The following is a 22106-nucleotide window of genomic DNA, read 5'->3' on the forward strand; positions in this document are numbered from 1 at the left end:
CCCACGCTGATAGAACAGTCGAACGCGCCCTGAAGCTTCGTGATCGCCCGTCGTCGCACCAGGAACAGCACGACAAGGACCACGGCCAGCCCTACCAACGAGAGCAGAATGATCAGCAGGGTCGATGGGTTCACGTTGACCAGTGTATGCGATGTTTCAGACGAGCTCGGCCTGGTCGGCGACGATGTTCACCCTGTCGTTCTCGACGGACAGGAAGCCGCCGTCGGCCTGCGCCCGGACGGTCTGGTCGTCAGCCGTCACAATGCGCACCTCCCCGCCGGCCACGATCGCCAGAACGGGCTCGTGGCCGGTCAGGATGCCGATCTCACCTTCGGTCGTACGAGCGACGACGCGCTTGGCCTCACCGGACCAGATGCTCCGGTCGGCGGCCACGACGGTGACATTCAGGCTCATGAGGGATCAGTTCTCCTTCTGGAGCTTGTCGTAGTTGCGCAGCACATCGTCGATCGGGCCGACGTTGAAGAAGGCCTGCTCCGGGATGTGGTCGAAGTCGCCGTTGCAGATGCCGCGGAAGCCTTCGACAGTGTCCTGGATCGACACGGTCGAACCCTCGACACCGGTGAACTGGACAGCGGTGTAGGTATTCTGCGACAGGAACTGCTCGATGCGGCGTGCGCGGTGCACGGTGAGCTTGTCCTCTTCGGAGAGCTCGTCGACACCGAGGATCGCGATGATGTCCTGCAGCTCCTTGTTCTTCTGCAGGATCTGCTTGACCTGGGTGGCGACGTCGTAGTGATCCTGGCCCACGTACAGCGGGTCGAGGATGCGAGAGGACGAAGCCAGCGGGTCCACAGCCGGGTACAGACCGCGCGAGGCGATGTCACGGCTGAGCTCGGTGGTCGCGTCGAGGTGGGCGAAGGTCGTTGCCGGAGCCGGGTCGGTGTAGTCGTCGGCCGGAACGTAGATCGCCTGCATCGAGGTGATGGAGTGACCGCGGGTCGAGGTGATGCGCTCCTGCAGGACGCCCATCTCGTCGGCCAGGGTCGGCTGGTAGCCGACGGCCGAGGGCATGCGGCCGAGCAGGGTCGAGACCTCGGAGCCTGCCTGGGTGAAGCGGAAGATGTTGTCGATGAACAGCAGCACGTCCTGCTGCTGGACGTCGCGGAAGTACTCCGCCATCGTCAGGCCGGTCAGGGCGATGCGCAGACGGGTGCCTGGCGGCTCATCCATCTGGCCGAAGACCAGAGCGGTCTTGTCGAGCACGCCCGACTCGTCCATTTCCATGATGAGGTCGTTGCCCTCACGGGTGCGCTCACCGACACCGGCGAACACGGAGACACCGCCGTGGTCCTGGGCGACACGGGTGATCATCTCCTGGATGAGGACGGTCTTGCCGACGCCGGCACCGCCGAACAGGCCGATCTTGCCGCCCTGGACGTACGGGGTCAGCAGGTCGATGACCTTGATGCCGGTCTCGAACATCTGGGTCTTGGACTCCAGCTGGTCGAAGTTCGGCGCCTCGCGGTGGATGGGCCACCGCTCGGTGATCTCGTAGGGCTCATCGATCATCGAGTCGTTGAGGACATCGCCGGTGACGTTGAAGACCTTGCCCTTGGTGACGTCGCCGACGGGCACCGAGATCGGTGCACCGGTGTCGATGACCTCCTGGCCGCGAACGAGGCCGTCGGTCGGCTGCAGCGAGATGGCACGGACGATGCCGTTGCCGAGCTGGAGCTCAACTTCGAGGGTGATCTTGCGGGTGCCCTCCGAGAGGGACACTTCGGTGGTCAGAGCGTTGTAAATCGCTGGCACGGAGTCGAGCGGGAACTCGACGTCCACGACAGGGCCGATGACGCGGGAGATCCGGCCAGCGGTTCCCTGCGTCTGCGGGGTTTCCGTAACTGTGGCAGTCATGGTCTACTTTCTCTTCTGCTCTCTTCTGTGGCCGATCAGTCGTCGGCGCCGGATGCCGCGAGGGAATCCGCACCGCCGACGATCTCAGAGATTTCCTGGGTGATCTCGGCCTGGCGAGCCGTGTTGGCCAGCCGGGTGTAGGTCTTGATGAGTTCGTCCGCGTTGTCGGTCGCGGTCTTCATGGCCTGCTGACGTGCCGCCTGCTCGGAGGCAGCGGCGTTGAGCAGTGCCGCGAGGATGCGCGAGTCGATGTAGCGCGGCAGCAGTGCGTCGAGCACCTCTGCCGGGCCGGGCTCGAACTCGTACAGCGGGAAGACCTCGTCATGGGCTTTGGCCTTGTCCCGGTCGGGCAGGCCGCCGGACTGCGAAACCTGCTCGGTCTCGACAGCATCGTCGGCTTCGACGACCTCCAGCGGGATCAGGCGCCGGTACTCCGGCTCCTGGGTCACGCTGGACTTGAAGCGGGTGTAGACGAGGAAGATCTCGTCGACGCCGTCTTCTTCGAAGGCGGTGCCGAAGTCCTCGAGCAGGACCTCGCCGATCTCGCGGGCGTGTTCGGCCTGCGGCGATTCGGAGAATCCAGTCCAGGACTTCTTCAGGTCGCGGTCGCGGAACGTGTAGTACGTCTCGGCCTTGCGGCCCACCGAGTAGAGGTGGACGTCCTTGCCGTTCTCGGTCAGCAGCCGGATGAGCTCTTCGGCCTCGCGGATGACGTTGGCCGAGTACGCACCGGCGAACCCGCGGTCCGGGCCGATCACCACGACGGCTGCGCGCCGGATCTCATCCGGCTCAGTCGTCAGGGTGTGATCGACGTTGGACTGGGTGGCGACTGCCGAGACCGCACGCGTGAGTGCGTTCGCGTACGGGCTGGCAGCCTTCACCCGGCCGATGGCCTTCTGAATCCGGGATGCCGCGATGAGCTCCATGGCCTTGAAGATCTTCCTCAAGGACTTGGTGGAGTTGATCTTCGCTTTGAAGACCCTCTGCTGGGCTCCCATCAGTACTTCCTTTCGCTAGCGATCGTCATGGGCCAAGCGCGCTCAGCGCTTCTGCTTGACGATCTGCTCCTGCTGTACCTCGTCCTCATCAGCGGAGTCGAACTCTTCGGAGCCGACATGCACGCCGCCGTCTTCGGAGGTCTGGAAGCCGTCAGAGAAGTCCTTGATGGCAGTGGTGAGCTCATCCTTGGTGTCGTCTTCGAGCTTCTGCGTCTCGCGGATCGCATCGAGGACACCGGTCTTGCGCTCGAGGTAGTCGTGGAACTCCTTCTCGAAGCGCAGCACATCGTCAACCGGGACATCGTCGAGGTAGCCCTCGGAGCCGGCCCACACGGACACAGTCTGCTTCTCGAACGGCATCGGATCGAACTGGCCCTGCTTGAGCAGCTCCATCAGACGGGCACCACGGGCAAGCTGGCGCTTGGTGGCGGCGTCGAGGTCCGAGGCGAACATCGCGAAGGCCTCGAGCGAGCGGTACTGGGCCAGCGAGATCTTCAGGGTGCCGGAGACACCCTTGAGTGCCTTCGTCTGGGCGGCGCCACCCACACGGGAGACGGACACGCCGACGTCGACGGCCGGACGCTGGTTCGAGTTGAACAGGTCCGACTGCAGGAAGATCTGGCCGTCGGTGATCGAGATGACGTTGGTTGGGATGAACGCGCCGACGTCGTTGGCCTTCGTCTCGATGATCGGCAGACCGGTCATCGAACCGCCGCCGAGCTCATCGGAGAGCTTCGCGCAGCGCTCCAGCAGGCGGGAATGGAGGTAGAAGACGTCACCCGGGTATGCCTCACGGCCCGGCGGACGGCGCAGCAGCAGCGAGATCGCACGGTAGGCCTCAGCCTGCTTCGACAGGTCGTCGAAGACGATGAGGACGTGCTTGCCCTCGTACATCCAGTGCTGACCGATGGCCGAACCGGAGTACGGAGCGAGGTACTTGAAGCCAGCCGGGTCCGAGGCGGGCGAAGCGACGATGGTCGTGTACTCCATCGCGCCGGCCTCTTCGAGCGAACGACGCACCGAGGCGATCGTCGAGCCCTTCTGACCACAGGCGACGTAGATGCAGCGGACCTGCTTCTTCGGGTCGCCGGACTCCCAGTTGGCCTTCTGGTTGATGATGGTGTCGAGCGCAAGAGCGGTCTTACCGGTCTTACGGTCACCGATGATGAGCTGGCGCTGACCGCGACCGATCGGGATCATCGCGTCGATGGCCTTCAGACCGGTCTGCAGCGGCTCGCGGACTTCCTGGCGAGCCATGACGCCGGCAGCCTGGAGCTCGAGCTCCCGGCGGGTGTCGGACTCGATGTCGCCGAGGCCGTCGATCGGCTGGCCGAGCGGGTCGACGACACGGCCGAGGAAGCCGTCGCCGACCGGGATCGAAAGGACCTCGCCGGTGCGGTAGACGGGCTGCTCTTCGGCAACGGTGGCGAACTCACCGAGGATGACGACGCCGATCTCGCGCTCGTCGAGGTTCTGGGCGAGGCCGAGGGTGCCGTCTTCAAAGCGCAGCAGCTCGTTGGCCATGGTGCCGGGGAGTCCGGACACGCTGGCGATGCCGTCGCCTGCGGTGACGACCTTTCCGACCTCAGTCTTGTCTCCGCCTTCGGGGTTGTACGACTCAACGAACTTCCCCAGGGCGTCCCGGATCTCATCCGGACGAATTGTCAGTTCCGCCATCTGGTTTCCCTGCTTCCTTAAATCTCTCTCGCAGCGACCCGGTTCTTCTCTGCAGACCGCTGTCTGAACGTGTGTATGTAGCCCGTGGCGCGGGCGGTTGATCAGCTTGCCAGGCGACGGCGAAGGTCGGACAGACGATTCGAGATCGTCGAGTTCATCACTTCGTCGCCGACCTGCACACGCACACCACCGACGACGTCGGGGTCCACATGCACGTTGAGGACCAGCTCGCGGCCGTAGTGGGCCGACAGCGCTGCAGCCAGGCGCTCCTGCTGCTCATCGCTCATCGGCTTGGCGACCGTCACCTCGGCGACGGAGCGCGCCTGGCGGCGGGCCAGCACTTCCGAGTAGCGGTCGAGCGTCTCGGAGACGCGGGCGCCGCGCGGATGCGCAGCAGCCTGAGCTGCCAGCTTGACGGTCTCAGTCGCGGCCTTGCCGTCGAGCAGGTTGGCTGCGAGTGCGCGCTTCGTCTCGGCCGGGGCGGCGGACTCGAAGGCCCAACCCAGCTCGTGATCGGACTCGATGAGGCGGGTGAAGCGGAACAGCTCCTCCTCGACCTCGCCGAGGCGCCCCTCAGCCTGTGCCTGTGCCGCGATCGCAGTGACGCCGGCATCCTCCAGTGCGGTCACGCTGTCCTGGGGGCGAGCCCAGTGCAGCGTGGCTGCTTGCTTGGCGATGTCGAGTGCGGCCGCGTCGACCCGACCGGAGAACAGCGTGTCGAGCACGCCGTGCTTCCGCTCCTCAGCAATGGCGCCGTCTGCCATGAGGCGGCGCAGCTGAGCGCTGTCGGCCATTGCGGAGACGATCGACAGCAGCCCGTCACCAAGTTCGGTTGCGGCAGCACCGTCAGCGCTCTGGAGTCGGGAGTCGACTGCGTCCAGCACATCGTTGAGCGAGTTCCTGCTCGACTGCAGCATCACGACTCCTTAACCGACTGGGCCGGGGTGCTTGCTTCGAGATCGGCGATGAAGCGGTCGACCACCTGGGCCGAACGGGCGTCGTCGGTGAGGCTCTCACCGACGATGCGCGAGGCGAGGTCAGTGGCCAGGCCGCCGACGTCTCCGCGCAGTTCGACCATGGCCGCCTGCTTCTCGGCTTCGATCTGTGCTTTTGCCTGGGAGATGATGCGCTCGGCCTCTGCATTGGCCTGCTGCTTCATCTCGGCGATGATCTGAGCGCCTTCTTCCTGTGCTTCGGAGCGCATGCGCGCTGCCTCGGCGCGGCCGTCGGCGAGCTGCTTCTGGTATTCAGCGAGTGCGGCATCGGCTTCGGCCTGAACGCGTTCGGCCTTTTCGATGCCTCCCTGAATCTTCTCAGCTCGTTCGTCGAGGACCCGGTTGAACGTCGGCAGAACAAACTTCCAGAACACCACGAGGATGACAAGGAAGATCACCGCACTCCAGACGATGTCATAGGTAGCGGGGAGGAGGGGGTTCGGTGTCCCCTCTGCCGCAAGAATCATCGGAGTCATTGAGTCAGTCCTCGATATCAAAGGAAGAAGGGCGTGGCGATGCCGATAAGAGCCAGGGCCTCGATCAGAGCGATGCCGAGGAACATGTTGCCGCGCAGAGCGTTGGCGAGCTCAGGCTGACGTGCGGTTCCCTCGATGGTCTTGCCGATGACGATGCCAAGGCCGATGCCCGGGCCGATCGCGGCGAGGCCGTAGCCGACAGTGGCGATGGAGCCGTTGACTTCAGCGAGAATATCCACTTTGGATGTTTCCTTTCGGTTGTGTACCGGGCGGTACGCGTAACGGTTTTTCGTTACAAGTCTTGCGGTCAGGTCAGGAAAGATCAGTGCTTGGAAGCGGCCTGGTCGATGTAGACCGCTGCGAGCAGCGCGAAGATGTAGGCCTGCAGGACGGCGACCAGCAGCTCGAGGGCGGTCATGAAGAATCCGCCGAAGAAGGTGAGGAATCCGAAGAATTTGAATCCCATGGCCGCATCGAAGAAGAAGAACCAGGTCACCGAGAAGCACAGCACGAGCAGCAGGTGGCCGACGAGCATGTTGGCCAGCAGACGCAGGGTGAGCGTGAAGGGCTGGATGACGAACTTGGTGAGGAACTCGATCGGGACGAGCAGTACGTGCATGACCGGCGGGACGTTCGGCAGCACGAGCGCGTTCTTGAGGTAGCCGCCGACGCCGAGTGAGCGGATGCCCTCGATGTGGTACGTGAAGTAGACGATGACGGCCAACAGCAGCGGCACACCCACGACCGAGGTACCGGCCAGGTTGAGGAACGGAATGATGCCGGTGAGGTTCATCGCAAGGACCATGAAGAAGATGGTGGCGATGAGCGGCAGGAACCTGCGGCCGCGCTCCTTGCCCATGGTCTGCTCGGCGATGCTGTTACGCACGAAGTCAAGGGAGAGTTCGACCATCGACTGGCCGCGGGAGGGAACGAGCTTGGCGCGCTTGGCGGCCATGACCATGAGGATGCACAGTGCTGCGGCGGCAATAACCCGCACGAGCATCACGCGGTTGAACTCGAACGGCGTGCCCTCGAAGAAGATCGCCGGCGGGAAGAACTCCTGCATCGTGGGCGGGTGGAACCCGCCGTCCCCTGCTGCCAGAATCACAGAATTCGCCGCGGTGAAGATAGACACGTTTCGGTTACTCTCCCAATTTCGGGCCCGGGCGGGTAAGAACCAGGCCGACCAGTCGCTCCGGCACACGGTTGCGGAGCGGCATTGTCACATCATGGAGACCGGTGAACTGGCACCTGGTCCTTGAGTACTCTACCAATCGCAGTAATAAACCCACAAATTGCTGGGCAATCCCTGCACCTGCTCCAATCCGCATGATCTCGGGCTTTCCACCGCGACAACATGCCTGGTCACAGCCCTGCAGTCGCGCGGTTTCACGCTGCGATCGGTGAGTGTTGCGGCATTTCAGCGCGCTTCGGGATCAACAGTCGGCACACGCGCACGTGTGACGGTGATCGCATCGATGAGCGAGGTGCCGAGCACCGCGGCGACGATCGTGAAGAACGCCGTCGTCCCGTCGAGCCAGGCGGCGTCCTTGATCCGCCAGATGACGATCATGAAGATGAAGGCCTTGAACAGGAAGCCCACGCCGAGCGCACCGGCGATGACGGTGAGGTCCCAGCTGCGGCCGATGTACATGATGACAAGCGAGACGAGCAGGAAGATCGCAGCCAGTCCCCCGCCGATCAGCGCACCATTGAGACCCTGCTGGCCTGCGAAGAGCATGCCGAACAGCCCTCCGAGGAGGGTGACGGCGACGACGAGGATCGCACCGCGGATCAGCAGCGCACGCCAGATGCCCTTCCACTGCCGGTCGACGTCGGTTTCGCGGCGCTCGTGCGGGGCGGGCTTCGGGTCGGTCATCGGATGGCCTCCTTCGCGCGCAGGCGCGCATACAGCGGGTAGAACGTCAGGAACAGCGTGATCGCCACGCTGCCGACGATGATAGGCACATTGACGGCGGGGGTGGCGATGAGGAACGACACCGAGCCGAAAGCGAAGATCGCCGTCCACAGATACAGGATGAGCACCGCGCGGGCATGCGAGTGACCGAGCCGGAGCATCCGGTGATGCAGGTGCTTGGCGTCGGCAGAGAACGGCGACTTGCCAGCCGACATCCGCCGCAGGACTGCCAGGCCGAGATCGAGCAGCGGCAGGAACATCACGGCCACCGGCAGGATGATCGGCAGATAGGTCGCGAACACGCGCTGGTTCGACAGCAGCGCCGGGTCGACCTGGCCGGTCACCCGGATCGTCGAGGCGGCCAGCAGCAGGCCGATGAGCATCGAGCCTGAGTCGCCCATGAAGATCCGGGCCGGATTGAAGTTGTGCGGCAGGAAGCCCAGGCAGGCCCCGACGAGCAGCGAGATGATGAGCGAGGCGAGGTTGGCGTAGCTGTCGGAGCTGGTGTCGACGGCAAGACTGTAGGAGTAGACGAAGAATGCGATGCCGCCGATCGTCACGATCCCGGCGGCCAGTCCGTCGAGACCATCGACGAAGTTGACGGCGTTGATGGTGATGAGCACGACGAGCACGGTGAGGATGATCGACATCCGCGGGGAGCCGATGATGACGGAGTTGAACGGGATCGACAGCAGGGTCACACCGTTGAAGGCCATGAACCCGGCGGCCAGGGTCTGGCCGGCGAGTTTGGTGATCCAGTTGAGGTCCCAGATGTCGTCGATGACGCCGAGAGCGCACAGGATCGTCGCCGCCCCGACGATGCCGATGATCGCCCCGGGCTGGACGAACAGCTCTTCGAGGAACGGCGTCTGGGAGGCGAACAGCAGTCCGACGAGCAAGCCGGCGTAGATCGCCACCCCGCCTAAGCGCGGGGTGGGCACGGAGTGGACGTCGCGGGCGCGCAGCGGGGCGAAGATGAGTCCGCGTTCGGCGATGCGCCGCACCATCGGAGTGACGAGGTACGAGACGATCGCTGCGACGAGGAGGATGAAGAGGTAGGCGCGCACGCGGGATTACTCCTGCGTGGTTTCGTCAGCTGCTTCCGTGCCCGAGGCGGTGGTCTCCTCGGTGCCTGCGGCGGTGGTCTCCGGTTCCTCGGCTGCCGGGTCGGCGATGTCTACCAGATCGGGCAGCACTTCGCGCAGCTCGGCTGCGGAGATCGGGCCCTCGCGCAGGATGCGCGGCGGGGTGCGCGTGAGGTCGACGATCGTCGAGGCGCCGATCCCGGGCACCTCTCCCCCGTCGATGTAGATGTCGACGCTCTCGCCGAGCATCTCCTCGGCCTCGGCGGCGTTGCCGGCCGCCGGTGAGCCGTGGGTGTTGGCAGAGGAGACCGCGAGCGGTCCGGTCTTGCGCAGCAGTTCGAGGGCCGCCTCGTGATCGGGCATCCGCACAGCGACAGTGCCGTGGGTGTCGCCGAGGTCCCAGTCGAGCATCGCCTGGGCGCCGCAGATGATCGTCAGCGGTCCTGGCCAGAAGCGCTTGGTGAGTTCGAAGACGGAGGTGTTCGGCACCTCGGCAAGCGCCATGAGCACTTCGCGCTGGCCGACGAGCACCGGCGGCGGCATGTCGCGGCCGCGGCCCTTGGCTGCGAGCAGCTTCTCGACGCCGGTGGCGGAGAAGGCGTCGGCGGCGATGCCGTAGACGGTGTCGGTCGGCATGACGATGATCCCATCGGATTCGAGGACCCGGGCGCATTCGCTGAAGACCAGGTCTCTCATCTCATCGTTGTCGATGCTGAACGTGCGCGACATTCACGGCCCTTCCAGGCGTTCGGCGGTGGTGAAACGGTCTCTGCCAGTGTAGTCGGTGTGCGTGGCGGCACCGGACAGACCAGCGGCAGCACAGGCCTGCTGGATCGCCGTGGCCTGCGTCTCATCGTGTTCGATGACCAGCAGCCCGCCGGAGCGCAGCGCCTCAGCAGCCAGCGCGATGATCTGTGCCGGTGTCTCCATCCCGTCTGCTCCCCCGCCGTAGAGGGCGATGGCCGGGTCGTAGCCGGTGACTTCGGGGATGTCGGGCTGGCTGTTCTCGGGCACGTACGGCGGGTTCGTCACGACGATGTCGAAGGGCCCGAGCCCAGGCACGACGTCGGTGACGTCACCTGAATGGAGGGTGACGGTCGAGCCGGCGGCAGCGACCGCCTCGGCGGTGGCGGCGATATTGCGCTCGGCCCACCGGCAGGCTTCGGCGGAGAGCTCGACGGCGTGGACCTCGCTTCCGGGGATCTCGGTGGCTGCGGCCAGAGCCAGTGCCCCAGTGCCGGTGCACATGTCGAGGATCCGGATGACGCGCGCCCGCCCGTTGCCGGTGTGTTCGTCGCCGGAGCGCAGGGCCGCGGCATGGGCGATGGCTGGGTCGATGAGGAGTTCGCTCTCAGGGCGCGGGATGAAGACGCCGGGCCCGAGGCGGAGGGCGAGATGGCGGAAGCCGGTGGAGCCGGTGATGTGCTGGAGGGGTTCGCGAGCGGCCCGGCGGGCCAGGCAGTCCTCGAAGTCGGTCACCTGGTCAGCGGGCACCTCAAAGCCGCGCAGCAGCTTCAGTGACAGCTCCTTATGGGTGATCCCGAGAACGTGGGCCAGCAGCAGGCGGGCGTCGGTGCCGGGGGTGTCGATGCCGGCGTCAGCCAGCCGGGAGCGGGCGGCGGCGATGAGCGCATCAGCCGGCTGCGCACCAGCCGTGTCGGCGGCCGGATTCACGCTTACTGCGCCTCCTCAAGCCGCTGGGCGCGGTCGAGTGCGCGGCAGGATTCGACGACGGCATCGAGGTCGCCGGCGAGCACCTGGTCGAGGTTGTGGGCCTTGTAGCCGGTGCGGTGGTCGGCGATCCGGTTCTCGGGGAAGTTGTAGGTGCGGATCCGCTCGGAGCGGTCGACGGTGCGCACCTGTGAGCGGCGCCGGTCGTCGGCCTCTGCGGCGGCTTCGGCGGCCTGGGCGGCCAGCAGCCGGGCGCGCAGGATGCGCAGGGCGGCGGCCTTGTTCTGCAGCTGGGACTTCTCGTTCTGGCAGCTGGCGACGATGCCGGTGGGCACGTGCGTGATGCGCACAGCCGAGTCGGTTGTGTTGACCGACTGGCCGCCGGGTCCGGATGAGCGGTAGACGTCGATGCGCAGATCGGCGTCGTTGATCTGGACCTCGTCGGGTTCTTCGACGTCGGGGAAGACGATGACTCCGGCGGCCGAGGTGTGGATGCGGCCCTGCGATTCGGTCACCGGCACGCGCTGGACGCGGTGGACGCCGCCTTCGAACTTCAGCCACCCGAAGGCGCCTTCGTCCTTGGCCTTGACTGCCAGGGTGACGTCTTTGCAGCCGCCGAGGTCTGAGGGTGTGGTGTCGATGACCTCGGTCGACCAGCCGCGCCTATCGGCCCACCGCTGGTACATCCGCAGCAGATCGGAGGCAAACAGCGCGGACTCCTCGCCGCCCTCCCCTGCTTTGATCTCGACGAGCGCATCACGGTCGTCGTCCGGCTCGCGGGGCACGAGCAGATCCCGCAGCACGCCCAGGAGCTCCGCGCGCTGCTCTTCGAGCGCGGGGATCTCCTGGGCGAAGCCGGGATCGTCGTCGGCGAGTTCGCGGCAGGCCACCAGGTCCTCCTGGGCGGCGATGAGATCGCCCCAGCAGGACACGACCTTCTCGAGCTCGGCGTATCGGCGGGTCAGCCGGCGGGCTGTGCCCGGGTTGGCGTGCACCTCGGGATCGGCCAGCTCCTGCTCGATGCGCGCATGCTCATCACGGAGCATGTGCACCATCTGGCGCAGCGAGTCGATATCGGCTGCCGTGTCGGCGGTCTCACTCATGCAGGTGGGCCAGCCGGTCAGTTGTCGTCAGCCGCCGACTTCGGCAGCGGCGTGGTCTTCTGCACCTGGAAGAGGAACTCGGCGTTCGAGCCGGTCTCCTTCATCTTCGAGATGAGCAGCTCGAGCGCCTGCTGCTGTTCGAGGCCGGAGAGGACGCGGCGCAGCTTCCACATGACCTTGCGCTCTTCGGGGCTCATGAGGTTCTCTTCGCGGCGGGTGCCCGAGGAGTTGACGTCGACAGCCGGGAAGATGCGCTTGTCTGCCAGGTGGCGGCTCAGGCGCAGCTCCATGTTGCCGGTGCCCTTGAACTCTTCGAAGATCACTTCGTCCATCTTCGAGCCGGTCTCGACGAGAGCGGTGGCGAGGATGGTGAGCGAGCCGCCGCCTTCGATGTTGCGGGCGGCACCGAAGAACTTCTTCGGCGGGTAGAGCGCATTGGCGTCGACACCACCGGATAGGATCCGGCCTGAGGCCGGCTGTGCGAGGTTGTAGGCACGGCCGAGGCGGGTGATGTTGTCCAGCAGCACGACGACGTCCTGGCCCATCTCGACGAGGCGCTTGGCGCGTTCGATGGCCAGTTCGGCGATCGTCGTGTGGTCGTCGGCCGGGCGGTCGAATGTCGAGGCGATGACCTCGCCCTTGACCGCGCGCTGCATGTCGGTGACTTCCTCAGGGCGCTCGTCGACGAGGACGACCATGAGGTGGACCTCGGGGTTGTTCTCGGCGATGGCGTTGGCGATCTGCTGCATGACTGTCGTTTTGCCGGCCTTGGGCGGGGCGACGATGAGGCCGCGCTGTCCCTTGCCGATCGGCGAGACGAGGTCGATGACGCGAGTGGAGATGAGCTTTGAGGTCGTCTCCAGGCGCAGGCGGTCCTGCGGGTACAGCGGGGTGAGCTTGGAGAAGTCGACGCGGCGCTTGGCGTCTTCGATGCTCAGGCCGTTGACGGAGTCGAGGCGGACGAGCGCATCGAACTTCTCGCGGCGCTTGGAGCGCTGATCGCCCTCGCGCGGCTGCTTGATCGCACCGACGACGGCGTCACCCTTGCGCAGACCGTTCTTCTTGACCATGCCAGCGGAGACGTAGACGTCGTTCTGACCGGGCAGGTAACCGGAGGTGCGCAGGAAGGCGTAGTTGTCGTGGACATCGAGGATGCCGCCGACCGGGATGAGCACGTCATCGGGACGCAGATCCTGATCGTCGCCGTCTCCGCGTCCGCGGCGCTTGCGGTCGCGGTTGCGTCCGCGGTTGCCGCGACGGTTGTTGTCGTCGCGTCCGCCGCGGTTGTCATCGCGGTTGCGGTTGTCGTCGCGACCACCGCGGTTGTCGTTGCTGCGGTTGTCGGAATTCTTGTCGCCACCGCGTCCGCGATCGTTGCGGTCGCCGCGATCCTGACGGTCGTTGCGGTTGTCGCCGCGATCGTTGCGATCCTGGCGGTCGTTGCGATCGCCGCGGTTGTCGTCGCGGTTGCGATCGCCGCGTCCGTCCTGGTCGCCGCGGTTCTGACGGTCACCGCGGTCACGGCGGCCGCTGCGACGGCGCGAGCCGCCCTCGTCGTCCTGGGACGACTCGGAGTCGCGGGACTCGCCCTGATCCTGCTGAGCGTCACCGCGCTGGTCGTCGCGCTGCTGCGCATCGGCCTGCTCGTCGTGACGGGGTTTCTCAGCCCGCTGCTGGGCGGGCTGTTCGGGCTGGGACTGGCGGGTCTGTGCCGCCTGGGCAGCAGAGTCCTGCTGCTGATCTGACTGGGGTGCGGACTGGGCCGCAGGCTGCTCCTGCGCAGCCGGAGCTGCGGCAGCGGGTGCCGAGCTGGCTGCTGCCGAGCTCGACGTCCTGCTCTCGATAGCGGCGATGAGATCCCCCTTGCGCAGGCGACGGTATCCCTTGATGTTGAGACCCGCGGCCATTTCCTGAAGCTGGGGCAGACGCAGAGCAGTGAGATTGCTTTCTGACACGAAGGTTCCTTCTCCCTCGTTCGGCTGCAGCTGCATGAACACAGAGCTGCAGCGACGGACCACACGCACGATTGCGTGCATTCACAAAATGAAGTACCTCGGACGCCAGAGACGGCGCGGTACGAAGAGCGTTCCCACCTGAGTCGCGGGGCACGATCACATGGAGGTGCCGGTGAAGCGAAGAATGCTGGGGAACGCCTCTAGCCTAGCGCGTTGACGCCCGTTGCGCTAATTTCCGCCCAGCTTGTCGCCGTCGCCGAGGCGGTTCGCCCCGGTCCCGGGTGTCTGGCTGCGTCTGCGGGCAGGTCAGGTGCGCAGCCGGCAGTCGGTCGTCATGACCTCGACGCCGGTTTCGGCGATGGCCGCCGGGACGATGCGGGCGGAGTCGCCGGTGAGCACCTCGCCCACCTGAGCGGCGAGATCGTCATCGGATCCGAGCACGAGCACGGTCGGCCCGGCACCGGAGACGACGGCGGCCAGCCCGGCGGCGCGCAGCGCATCGACGCGTTCGAGCGACGCGGTCATTGCCGGGCGGCGGTAGTTCTGGTGCAGCCGGTCGACGGTGGCGTCGAACAGCAGCGAGGGGTCATGGCCGATGGCGTAGACGAACAGGCCGGCGATCGCGGCGTTGGCTGCGGCATCGGCGTGCGGGACGGTCTCGGGCAGCAGCGAACGCGCCACCGAGGTGTCGAGCCGCTCATCGGGGACGATGAGCACCGCTGAGATATCTTCGGCGACGGGCACGGAGACCGAGCGGGCCTGGCCGTGGCCGTCGGAGTAGGAGACGGTGACCCCGCCGAAGATCGCCGGGGCGGCGTTGTCGGGGTGGCCTTCGAAGTGCGTGGCCCAGGCGAGCTTCTCCTCGGGTGAGGGTGCCGGCAGCCCGGCGAAGGCGCTGGCCGCATCGGCGATCGCGATGCCGGCGACGACGGCAGCGGCCGAGGAGCCCATCCCGCGGGAGTGGGCGATGACGTTGTCGCACCCCAGGCTGATCCGGTCAGCGGTCTCAACACCGCGGGCGGCGAGCACCTCGCGCATGACCCGCAGGATGAGGTGGTCCTGATCTGTCGGGACCACCCCGGCGCCCTCACCGGTGATGCGCACGCAGTCGCTGGGATCGACCGGCCCGTCGTGCAGGCGGGCGCGGACGGTGTCGCGGATGTCAAGCGCGATGCCGAAGCTGTCATACCCGGCCCCGAGGTTGGCCGAGGTGGCAGGCACGGTGACCTCGACCTCGGCGACGGCCTGCGGGGCGACCGGTGCGGTGCTCGTCATCATGCGTCCTCGAGTCCGAGCTCGCGGGCAGCCGAGACCGCATCGACCGGCACCCGGGTGGGAGTCAGATCGGAGCCGTCAGCGGTGTGCAGCGCCCACTGCGGATCCTTGAGCCCGTGTCCGGTCACGGTGCACACGATGCGCGCACCGGCCGGGATCTCACCGGCCTTAGCCTGCTGCAGGAGGCCTGCGATCGAGGCGGCGGAGCCGGGTTCGACGAAGATGCCCTCGGTCGAGGACAGCAGCCGGTGGGCAGCGAGGATCTCCTCGTCGGTGACGGCCTTGATGACGCCGCCGGATTCCTCGCGCGCGGCGATCGCCTGATCCCACGAGGCGGGGTTGCCGATCCGGATGGCGGTCGCGACGGTCTCCGGGTCATCGACCGGATGGCCCTTGACGAGCGGGGCGGCGCCGGCGGCCTGGAAGCCCCACATGCGCGGGGTCGCAGTCGCCAGACCGGCGGCGGCGTATTCGCGATAGCCCTTCCAGTAGGCGGTGATGTTGCCGGCGTTGCCGACGGGCAGCACATGGATGTCCGGGGCGTCGCCGAGAGCGTCGACGATCTCGAAAGAAGCGGTCTTCTGGCCCTCGATACGGTCGGGGTTGACCGAGTTGACGAGGTGGACCGGGTAGGCCTCTGAGAGCTTGCGGCACAGGGTCAGGCAGTCATCGAAGTTGCCGTCGACTTCGAGCAGCTCGGCACCGTGGGCGACGGCCTGGCTCATCTTGCCGACTGCGATCTTGCCGGCCGGCACGAGCACCGCACACGTCAGCCCGGCCTTCGTCGCATACGCGGCTGCCGAGGCCGAGGTGTTGCCGGTCGAGGCGCAGATGACGGCCTTGGCACCATAGGCGACGGCCTTCGAGATCGCCATCGTCATGCCGCGGTCCTTGAACGACCCGGTCGGGTTCATGCCCTCGTACTTGACCCACACCTCGGCGCCGGTGCGCTCGGAGAGCTTCTCGGCGTGGATGAGCGGGGTGCCGCCCTCGCCGAGGGTGACGGCGCGGGATTCAGCGGCGATGTCGAGGAAGTCGCGGTACTCCTCGATGACGCCCTGCCACTGGTGGCGGTGGGCAGCGGTCATGGGGTCTCCTTCACGGGATGGTTCGGTGCCGGTGGGCCCGGCTCAGTGGCCTTCGATGCGCAGGACGGACTTGAGCTCGTTGACGGCGTCGAGGGCGACGGCGCGCTCAACCGTTTTGGCCAGCGCGGCATCGGTGCCCGAATGGGTGGCGATGACGAGCTTGGCGCGCTGCGGGGCGTCGTCGTCGGTGGGCTCGAGCTGGGTCTGCTGCATGAGCTCGATCGAGGTGCCCTCCTCGGCGAAGACCTGCGAGATCTGGGCGAGAACACCCGGGCGGTCGAAGACGTCGAAGGTGATCTGGTAGCGGGTGCGGATCGCGGAGATCGGCAGGACCGGCAGCCGGTTGCCGATCGAACGGCGGGCCTGGCCGGTGCCGCCGAGGACCTTGCGGCGTGCGGTCGAGACGATGTCGCCCAGGACTGCCGAGGCGGTCGGTGCGCCGCCAGCACCCTGGCCGTAGAACATCAGCGAGCCTGCGGCTTCGGCTTCAACGAAGACGGCGTTGAACGCCCCGCCGACGCTGGCCAGCGCGTGGTCCTTGGGCAGCAGTGCCGGGTAGACGCGGGCGGAGACGCCTGGGCCGGCCGGTGAGTCTTCGATGGTTTCGCAGATCGCCAGCAGCTTGATGGTGAAGCCCTGCGCGGAGGCGGTCTCGACCATGTCGGCGGTGACGCCGGTGATGCCCTCGACATGGACGTCGTCGATGCTCACGCGGGTGTGGAAGGCAAGAGAGGCGAGGATCGCGGCCTTGGCGGCTGCGTCGTGGCCGCCGATGTCGGCAGTCGGATCGGCTTCGGCGTACCCGAGTTCCTGGGCGGTGGCCAGGGCGTGGTCGAAGTCCCAGCCCTCCTTCTCCATTTGGTCGAGGATGTAGTTCGTCGTGCCGTTGACGATGCCGAGCACGCGGGTGATGCGGTCACCGGCGAGGGAGTTGACGACCGGGCGGATGATCGGGATCGCACCGGCGACAGCGGCCTCGTGCTCCAGGCGCACTTCAGCGTCTTCGGCGGCGGCGAGCAGCTCGGAGTAGTCGCTGGCCAGCAGCGCCTTGTTCGCCGTCACGACCGAGGCGCCGGAGCGCAGGGCTGTGAGGATGAGTTCGCGGGCCGGTTCGTGGCCGCCCATGAGCTCGACGACGATGTCGGCTCCTTCGATTGCGGCAGCGGCGTCGGTGGTGAGCAGCTCGGACGGGATGCCGGGGCGGTCCTTGCCGGCGTCGCGCACGGCGACGGCCGAGATCTCCAGCGGGGCGCCGATGCGGGCTTCGAGGTCGGCCGCGTTGCCGAGGATGCGGGTGGCGACTTCGGTGCCGACGACACCGCAGCCGAGCATGGCAACCTTGAGGGGTTTCATCGTGTGGTGCTCCTTCTTTCGTGGGGCGCGAGCTCGTCAGTGGACTCGGGTGCCTGGACGTCTGCGTCAGCGGCCGACGGGCTGAAGCCGGTGTCCCAGGCGAGGATGTCGGCATGGGATTCGGGTCGGACGACCCAGCCGAGCTGCTCACCGTCGACGGCAAGCACACCTGGGCGCGGGACGTGGTTGTAGTTCGATGACAGCGACCGGCAGTAGGCGCCGGTGTCCGGGACGGCGATGAGGTCGCCGCGGGTGACGTCATTGGGCAGGTATTCGTCGCGGACGATGATGTCGCCGCTTTCGCAGTGCTTGCCGACGACGCGCACGACTGCCGGTTCGCTGGCGGAGTCGCGGTTGGCCAGGGTGCAGGAGTAGTCGGCGTCGTAGAGGGCGGTCCGGATGTTGTCGCTCATGCCGCCGTCGACAGCGACGTAGAGCCGCTCCCCTGACCCGGTTTCGACGACCTTGGTGCTGCCGACGGTGTAGAGGGTGAAGATCGACGGCCCGGAGATCGCCCGGCCCGGCTCGAAGGACACCGCCGGCAGCGTCGAGCCGGTGGCCTCACAAGCGGAGGCGACGACGGAGGCGAGCCGTCTGGCCATCTCGGTGAAGGTCAGCGGGGTGTCCTGGGAGGTGTAGCGGATGCCGAAGCCGCCGCCGAGGTCGACCTCGGGCAGGTCGATGCCGAGTTCGTCGAGGATGCGGGCGCGCAGCTCGATGATCCGGGTGGCGGCGATGTCGAAGCCGGAGGATTCGAAGATCTGCGAGCCGATGTGGCTGTGCAGGCCGATGAAGTCGAGGTCCTCGCTGGCAGCGATCCGCTGCGCGGCGTCGAAGGCGTCACCGCTGTGCAGGGACAGGCCGAACTTCTGGTCCTCGTGTGCGGTGGCGATGAAGTCATGGGTGTGGGCTTCGACGCCGACGGTGACGCGCAGCATGACCGGGGCGCGGACACCTCGGGCGCGGGCGGCAGCGGCGACCCGCGGGATCTCGTCGAAGGAGTCGAGCACGATGCGGCCGATCCCCCAGTCGAGGGCGAAGGCGATCTCCTCATCGGATTTGTTGTTGCCGTGCAGCCCGACGGTGCGCGGGTCGACGCCGGCGCGGTGGGCAACCATGAGCTCGCCGAGGGTGCAGGTGTCGATGCCCATTCCTTCGCCTGCGACCCAGTCGGCGACAGCGGTGCACAGGAAGGACTTGCCGGCGTAGTAGGCCTTCGCCTCGGTGCCGATCGCGGCGAACGCCTCGGAGAAGGCGGTGACGAAGTCAGCGGCCCGGTGCTTGAGGTCGGCGACGTCGAGGACGTACAGCGGTGAGCCGTACGTCTCGGCGAGCTCAGTGACGCGGTGACCGGCGATGGTGAGCTCGCCGCCTGGGGTCTTGTCAACGCTGCGCGACCACAGCGAGGGCATGAGCGCATTGACGTCATTGGGGTACGGCAGCCACACCGGTGGTGGGGTGGCATGCAGGATGCCGGCGATATGGGCTGGCATTACATCCGCTCCGGGGCGCTGACGCCGAGCAGGCGCAGGCCGTTGCGCAGCACGGTCGCGGTCGCGAGGTCGAGGACCAGGCGCGAGGAGTGAACCGGTTCGATGTCCTCACCGGCGCGCGGGGTGACACGGCAGCTGTCGTACCACTTGTGGAAGGTGCCGGCGAGGCTTTCGAGGTAGCGGGCCACCCGGTGGGGTTCGCGCAGCTCAGCGGCCTGGGCGACGACACGCGGGAAGTCGGCCAGGGCGGCCAACAGTGCTGCCTCGGTGGCATGCGCCAGTGTTGAGGCGTCGAAGGCCTCGGTGGTGATGCCGGCGGCCTCGGCGTTGCGGGCGACCGACTGCGAGCGGGCGTGGGCGTACTGGACGTAGTAGACCGGGTTGTCGTTGCTGGCGCTGCGCAGCACCTCGGGGTCCAGGGTCAGCGGCGAGTCGGCCGGCTGGCGGGCCAGTGAGTAGCGCACGGCATCGCGGCCGAGCCAGTTGATGATGTCGCGCAGCTCGATGATGTTGCCGGCGCGCTTGGACAGCTTGGCGCCGTTGACCTTGATGAGCTGGCCGATGAGCACCTCGATGTTCTTCTCGGGGTCATCGCCGGCAGCTGCTGCGATCGCCTTGAGCCGGCCGACGTAGCCGTGGTGGTCGGCGCCGAGGAGGTAGATCTTTTCGATGAAGCCGCGGTCCTTCTTATCCAGATAGTACGCGGCGTCGGCGGCGAAGTAGGTGGGGTTGCCGTCAGCGCGGATGAGCACGCGGTCCTTGTCGTCGCCGAACTCGGTGGTGCGCAGCCAGACCGCCCCGCCCTCGTCGTAGACGTGGCCCTGTTCGCGCAGCCGGTTGACCGCCTCGGTCACGGCGTTGGAGTTGTGCAGGCTGGCTTCGGAGAACCACACGTCGAAGCTGACGTCGAAGTCGGCGAGTGTGTCGCGGATGTCGGCCATCTGCAGTTCGTAGGCGCGGGCGCGCAGGCGGGCGCGCACGTCATCGGGGATGACGGCCGGTGCCGGTTCCTCAGGGTCGGATTCGGGCACCTGTGCGGTGGCCTTGACCTCGGCGGTGAGCTCCGGGTCCTGGGCGGCGATGGTCTCGGCGATCTCGGTGACGTAGCCGCCGGGGTAGCCTCCAGCAGGCACGTTGCGGCCGAGCATGCGGGCGACGACGGAGTCGGCGAAGACGTCCATCTGGGCGCCGGCGTCGTTGATGTAGTACTCGGCGGTGACGTTCGCGCCAGCAGCGGCGAGCACGCGGGCGATCGCATCGCCAAGGGCTGCCCAGCGGGTGTGGCCGAGGTGCAGAGGGCCGGTCGGGTTGGCGGAGACGAACTCCATATTGATGATGTGACCGGCAAGCGTCTTGGTGCGGCCGTAGTCGTCACCGGCGGTGACGATGTCAGCAGCCAGCGCACCGGCGGCACCGGCTGCCAAGGTGATGTTGATGAATCCCGGGCCGGCCACCTCGGCGGTGTCGATGCCCTCATCGGCCGCCAGCACCTCGGCGATCTCGGTGGCCAGATCCCGTGGGTTGAGCCCGGCCTTCTTCGCCGTCTGCAGTGCCACGTTGGAAGACCAGTCGCCGTGGGCGCGGTTCTTCGGTCGCTCGACGACGAGTCGGGCGGGTGCTTCGATGGCGTAGCCGTGCTGCATGTTCAGCTGGCCGATGGCAGAGCGGATGGCTTCTTTGAGCTGTTCGGGAGTCACGTGCTTAGCGTATTACCTTGCCCGTGGCTAAGCGACTTGAGGCCCGCTATTCGGTATCGGTGTGAGCGGGGCGACATGTCCTGCCGGCAGCTGACAGGCAGCGGGGACGAAGCAGGCCCGCCACCTGGATTTCCAGGTGACGGGCCTGATGTCGCGCCCGCGACAGGATTCGAACCTACGACCTTCTGCTCCGGAGGCAGACGCTCTATCCGCTGAGCTACGCGGGCTGGCAACTCGACAATACTAGCACTCATGTGCGCTGTCACGCGCACCGGTGACTGGTGAGCCGAGCCACGATGCCGCGGCGCTGTCGGGCAGCGACGCGGCGGTGGGTCAGTGCGTCACTGGCCCTTGATCTTGTCGCGGGCCGGGACGTACTCCCAGTGCCACGGCTCGTACTTCGAGGTCTTCGCCCAGGCGGGGTTCTCCCAGCCGTACTCCTTGCCGTGCTTGACGAGCCAGTTGTACTGCTCGCCCGAGGCGCTGGCGGCACCGCCGCCGAAGTCGAGGGCCACACCCCAGCCGTGCATCGAGGTGCCGGGGCGGGCGGCCAGGCCGGGCTTGCGGCCGGCGACCGAGACCTGGGACTCGAGCGTGCGGTAGGAGTCGGTGATGGCCATGTCCTTGCCGGTCTCGGCCTTGAACGCGGCGTTCATCTCAGCGAAGGCGACAGCGGCGTCTGCGCGCAGCTTGTGCTTGCCGATGCCGACGTCGCACAGGTAGTCATCGGGAACCTGGCCGTTGCTGTAGTCACCGGAGGGTGCTTCACCGGAGCAGCCGGGCAGCACGGTGCGGGTGACGGAGCGCGAGGCGGCCTCGGCGTCGCGATCCTTCTTGGCGCTCGGCACGCCGCCGGCGTAGTTCTGGGTGCCGGACTCGTTGCCGGCGGAGCTGACGTTCGTCTGGACCGATTCGGCTCCGACGACGTTGGTCGCTGCGGCGTCGAGGGTGCTGCCGGCGGCGACCTGGTCCTGCGTGGAGGTGTTGCCGATGAGCAGCATCGCGGCGATGGCGCTACCGGCGACGGAGACCGAGGCCATGGCCGAGACAGTTGCCAGGCGGCGGCGCTTGTAGGAGCGCACGAGCGAGCCATCGGATCCGCGGTAGGCCACGGCACCGGCTCCGACCTTGCGCGTGCGGGAGGCAGGCGGGGTCAGAGCGCTGTCAGCGGTGCTGGTGGCGCGGTTCGGGTGGGTGCCTGGGATGCGGAAGGATGCACGTAGTGTGCGGTTCGCGTTCTCCTGCTCCCGGCGTTCGCGGCGAGTCATGGCGACCGATGGTGTCGGCTCCTGTGCCACTACTCATCTCCCAACTGTCTCTACTGCAAAATCTGTCGTGGTGCTGTCACACCTCTGTGCCGCAGCCGTGTTGTCACGGCGACCGACCACATGTCACAGCACTATAACGACAATGTTACGAGTTGTCATGTCGCTCGCCGCCCGCGCAT

20 protein-coding genes and 1 tRNA gene are annotated in these 22106 nt (G+C 66.8%); all 21 read right to left on the minus strand.

All coding sequences use genetic code 11. The annotated features are described in order from the left end of the window. Window positions 1–156: 156 nt before the first annotated feature. Window positions 157–414, minus strand: a complete 258-nt coding sequence (locus M3C25_RS09575; protein ID WP_165883127.1) for a F0F1 ATP synthase subunit epsilon — start codon at window positions 412–414, stop codon at window positions 157–159. Between the two features lie 6 nt (window positions 415–420). Beyond that, window positions 421–1875 carry a F0F1 ATP synthase subunit beta gene (atpD, locus tag M3C25_RS09580; protein ID WP_102159709.1) on the minus strand — a complete coding sequence of 485 codons (1455 nt, stop codon included), beginning with the start codon at window positions 1873–1875 and terminating at the stop codon, window positions 421–423. A gap of 35 nt (window positions 1876–1910) precedes the next feature. Beyond that, complete coding sequence (locus M3C25_RS09585; protein ID WP_102159707.1) at window positions 1911–2873, minus strand: F0F1 ATP synthase subunit gamma; 963 nt, start codon at window positions 2871–2873, stop codon at window positions 1911–1913. A gap of 42 nt (window positions 2874–2915) precedes the next feature. After that, window positions 2916–4550: a F0F1 ATP synthase subunit alpha gene (gene atpA, locus M3C25_RS09590; protein WP_102159705.1), complete on the minus strand. Its 1635-nt coding sequence runs from the start codon at window positions 4548–4550 to the stop codon at window positions 2916–2918. A gap of 101 nt (window positions 4551–4651) precedes the next feature. Then, entirely contained in the window at window positions 4652–5467 is an 816-nt protein-coding gene (locus M3C25_RS09595) for a F0F1 ATP synthase subunit delta (RefSeq protein WP_102159703.1), read from the minus strand. Next, window positions 5467–6021: a F0F1 ATP synthase subunit B gene (locus M3C25_RS09600; protein ID WP_259856161.1), complete on the minus strand. Its 555-nt coding sequence runs from the start codon at window positions 6019–6021 to the stop codon at window positions 5467–5469. The genes M3C25_RS09595 and M3C25_RS09600 overlap by 1 nt, the downstream gene beginning before the upstream one ends. A 17-nt stretch (window positions 6022–6038) precedes the next feature. Further along, complete coding sequence (gene atpE / locus M3C25_RS09605; protein WP_102159700.1) at window positions 6039–6260, minus strand: F0F1 ATP synthase subunit C; 222 nt, start codon at window positions 6258–6260, stop codon at window positions 6039–6041. 83 nt (window positions 6261–6343) lie between these two features. After that, the gene (atpB, locus tag M3C25_RS09610) at window positions 6344–7129 is read right to left on the minus strand and encodes a F0F1 ATP synthase subunit A (protein ID WP_311200525.1); all 786 of its coding nucleotides are present in this window, start codon (window positions 7127–7129) and stop codon (window positions 6344–6346) included. 312 nt (window positions 7130–7441) lie between these two features. After that, window positions 7442–7900: a Cg1360 family ATP-synthase-associated protein gene (locus tag M3C25_RS09615; RefSeq protein ID WP_259798531.1), complete on the minus strand. Its 459-nt coding sequence runs from the start codon at window positions 7898–7900 to the stop codon at window positions 7442–7444. Next, window positions 7897–9006, minus strand: coding sequence for an MraY family glycosyltransferase (locus tag M3C25_RS09620; protein ID WP_259798529.1), 1110 nt, complete (start codon window positions 9004–9006; stop codon window positions 7897–7899). Before M3C25_RS09620 ends, M3C25_RS09615 begins: the two co-directional genes overlap by 4 nt. A gap of 6 nt (window positions 9007–9012) precedes the next feature. Next, window positions 9013–9753, minus strand: coding sequence for an L-threonylcarbamoyladenylate synthase (locus M3C25_RS09625; protein WP_259798518.1), 741 nt, complete (start codon window positions 9751–9753; stop codon window positions 9013–9015). Continuing rightward, complete coding sequence (gene prmC, locus M3C25_RS09630) at window positions 9754–10698, minus strand: peptide chain release factor N(5)-glutamine methyltransferase (protein ID WP_259856163.1); 945 nt, start codon at window positions 10696–10698, stop codon at window positions 9754–9756. A 2-nt stretch (window positions 10699–10700) separates the two neighbouring features. Next, window positions 10701–11798, minus strand: a complete 1098-nt coding sequence (gene prfA / locus M3C25_RS09635) for a peptide chain release factor 1 (protein WP_375545116.1) — start codon at window positions 11796–11798, stop codon at window positions 10701–10703. Between the two features lie 17 nt (window positions 11799–11815). Next, window positions 11816–13789 carry a transcription termination factor Rho gene (gene rho, locus M3C25_RS09640; protein ID WP_259856186.1) on the minus strand — a complete coding sequence of 658 codons (1974 nt, stop codon included), beginning with the start codon at window positions 13787–13789 and terminating at the stop codon, window positions 11816–11818. Window positions 13790–14059: 270 nt separating this feature from the next. Next, entirely contained in the window at window positions 14060–15028 is a 969-nt protein-coding gene (gene thrB / locus M3C25_RS09645; protein ID WP_102159689.1) for a homoserine kinase, read from the minus strand. Further along, a complete protein-coding gene (thrC, locus tag M3C25_RS09650) occupies window positions 15028–16116 on the minus strand; it encodes a threonine synthase (RefSeq protein ID WP_102159687.1) in 1089 nt (362 codons plus the stop codon). The genes thrB and thrC overlap by 1 nt, the downstream gene beginning before the upstream one ends. A gap of 42 nt (window positions 16117–16158) precedes the next feature. Next, complete coding sequence (locus M3C25_RS09655) at window positions 16159–17469, minus strand: homoserine dehydrogenase (protein ID WP_217005307.1); 1311 nt, start codon at window positions 17467–17469, stop codon at window positions 16159–16161. After that, window positions 17466–18962 carry a diaminopimelate decarboxylase gene (gene lysA, locus M3C25_RS09660; RefSeq protein ID WP_259856172.1) on the minus strand — a complete coding sequence of 499 codons (1497 nt, stop codon included), beginning with the start codon at window positions 18960–18962 and terminating at the stop codon, window positions 17466–17468. Before lysA ends, M3C25_RS09655 begins: the two co-directional genes overlap by 4 nt. Continuing rightward, entirely contained in the window at window positions 18962–20659 is a 1698-nt protein-coding gene (gene argS / locus M3C25_RS09665) for an arginine--tRNA ligase (RefSeq protein WP_102159681.1), read from the minus strand. Before argS ends, lysA begins: the two co-directional genes overlap by 1 nt. 154 nt (window positions 20660–20813) lie before the next feature. Continuing rightward, window positions 20814–20886, minus strand: a tRNA-Arg gene (locus tag M3C25_RS09670). 114 nt (window positions 20887–21000) lie between these two features. Further along, on the minus strand, window positions 21001–21927 hold the full coding sequence (locus M3C25_RS09675) for a M15 family metallopeptidase (protein ID WP_259856174.1): 927 nt from the start codon (window positions 21925–21927) through the stop codon (window positions 21001–21003). Between the last annotated feature and the right edge of the window lie 179 nt (window positions 21928–22106).

The organism is Brevibacterium luteolum (genome assembly GCF_025147615.1).
In the GTDB taxonomy this organism is placed as follows: domain Bacteria; phylum Actinomycetota; class Actinomycetes; order Actinomycetales; family Brevibacteriaceae; genus Brevibacterium; species Brevibacterium luteolum.

What these genes read in the sequence shown, in the direction of transcription:
- M3C25_RS09575 (WP_165883127.1), bottom strand. Translation starts at nt 414, where the DNA reads ATGAGCCTGAATGTCACCGTCGTGGCCGCCGACCGGAGCATCTGGTCC.
- atpD (WP_102159709.1), bottom strand. Translation starts at nt 1,875, where the DNA reads ATGACTGCCACAGTTACGGAAACCCCGCAGACGCAGGGAACCGCTGGC.
- M3C25_RS09585 (WP_102159707.1), bottom strand. Translation starts at nt 2,873, where the DNA reads ATGGGAGCCCAGCAGAGGGTCTTCAAAGCGAAGATCAACTCCACCAAG.
- atpA (WP_102159705.1), bottom strand. Translation starts at nt 4,550, where the DNA reads ATGGCGGAACTGACAATTCGTCCGGATGAGATCCGGGACGCCCTGGGG.
- M3C25_RS09595 (WP_102159703.1), bottom strand. Translation starts at nt 5,467, where the DNA reads ATGCTGCAGTCGAGCAGGAACTCGCTCAACGATGTGCTGGACGCAGTC.
- M3C25_RS09600 (WP_259856161.1), bottom strand. Translation starts at nt 6,021, where the DNA reads ATGACTCCGATGATTCTTGCGGCAGAGGGGACACCGAACCCCCTCCTC.
- M3C25_RS09615 (WP_259798531.1), bottom strand. Translation starts at nt 7,900, where the DNA reads ATGACCGACCCGAAGCCCGCCCCGCACGAGCGCCGCGAAACCGACGTC.
- M3C25_RS09625 (WP_259798518.1), bottom strand. Translation starts at nt 9,753, where the DNA reads ATGTCGCGCACGTTCAGCATCGACAACGATGAGATGAGAGACCTGGTC.
- prfA (WP_375545116.1), bottom strand. Translation starts at nt 11,798, where the DNA reads ATGAGTGAGACCGCCGACACGGCAGCCGATATCGACTCGCTGCGCCAG.
- rho (WP_259856186.1), bottom strand. Translation starts at nt 13,789, where the DNA reads ATGCAGCTGCAGCCGAACGAGGGAGAAGGAACCTTCGTGTCAGAAAGC.
- thrB (WP_102159689.1), bottom strand. Translation starts at nt 15,028, where the DNA reads ATGACGAGCACCGCACCGGTCGCCCCGCAGGCCGTCGCCGAGGTCGAG.
- thrC (WP_102159687.1), bottom strand. Translation starts at nt 16,116, where the DNA reads ATGACCGCTGCCCACCGCCACCAGTGGCAGGGCGTCATCGAGGAGTAC.
- M3C25_RS09655 (WP_217005307.1), bottom strand. Translation starts at nt 17,469, where the DNA reads ATGAAACCCCTCAAGGTTGCCATGCTCGGCTGCGGTGTCGTCGGCACC.
- lysA (WP_259856172.1), bottom strand. Translation starts at nt 18,962, where the DNA reads ATGCCAGCCCATATCGCCGGCATCCTGCATGCCACCCCACCACCGGTG.
- M3C25_RS09675 (WP_259856174.1), bottom strand. Translation starts at nt 21,927, where the DNA reads ATGACTCGCCGCGAACGCCGGGAGCAGGAGAACGCGAACCGCACACTA.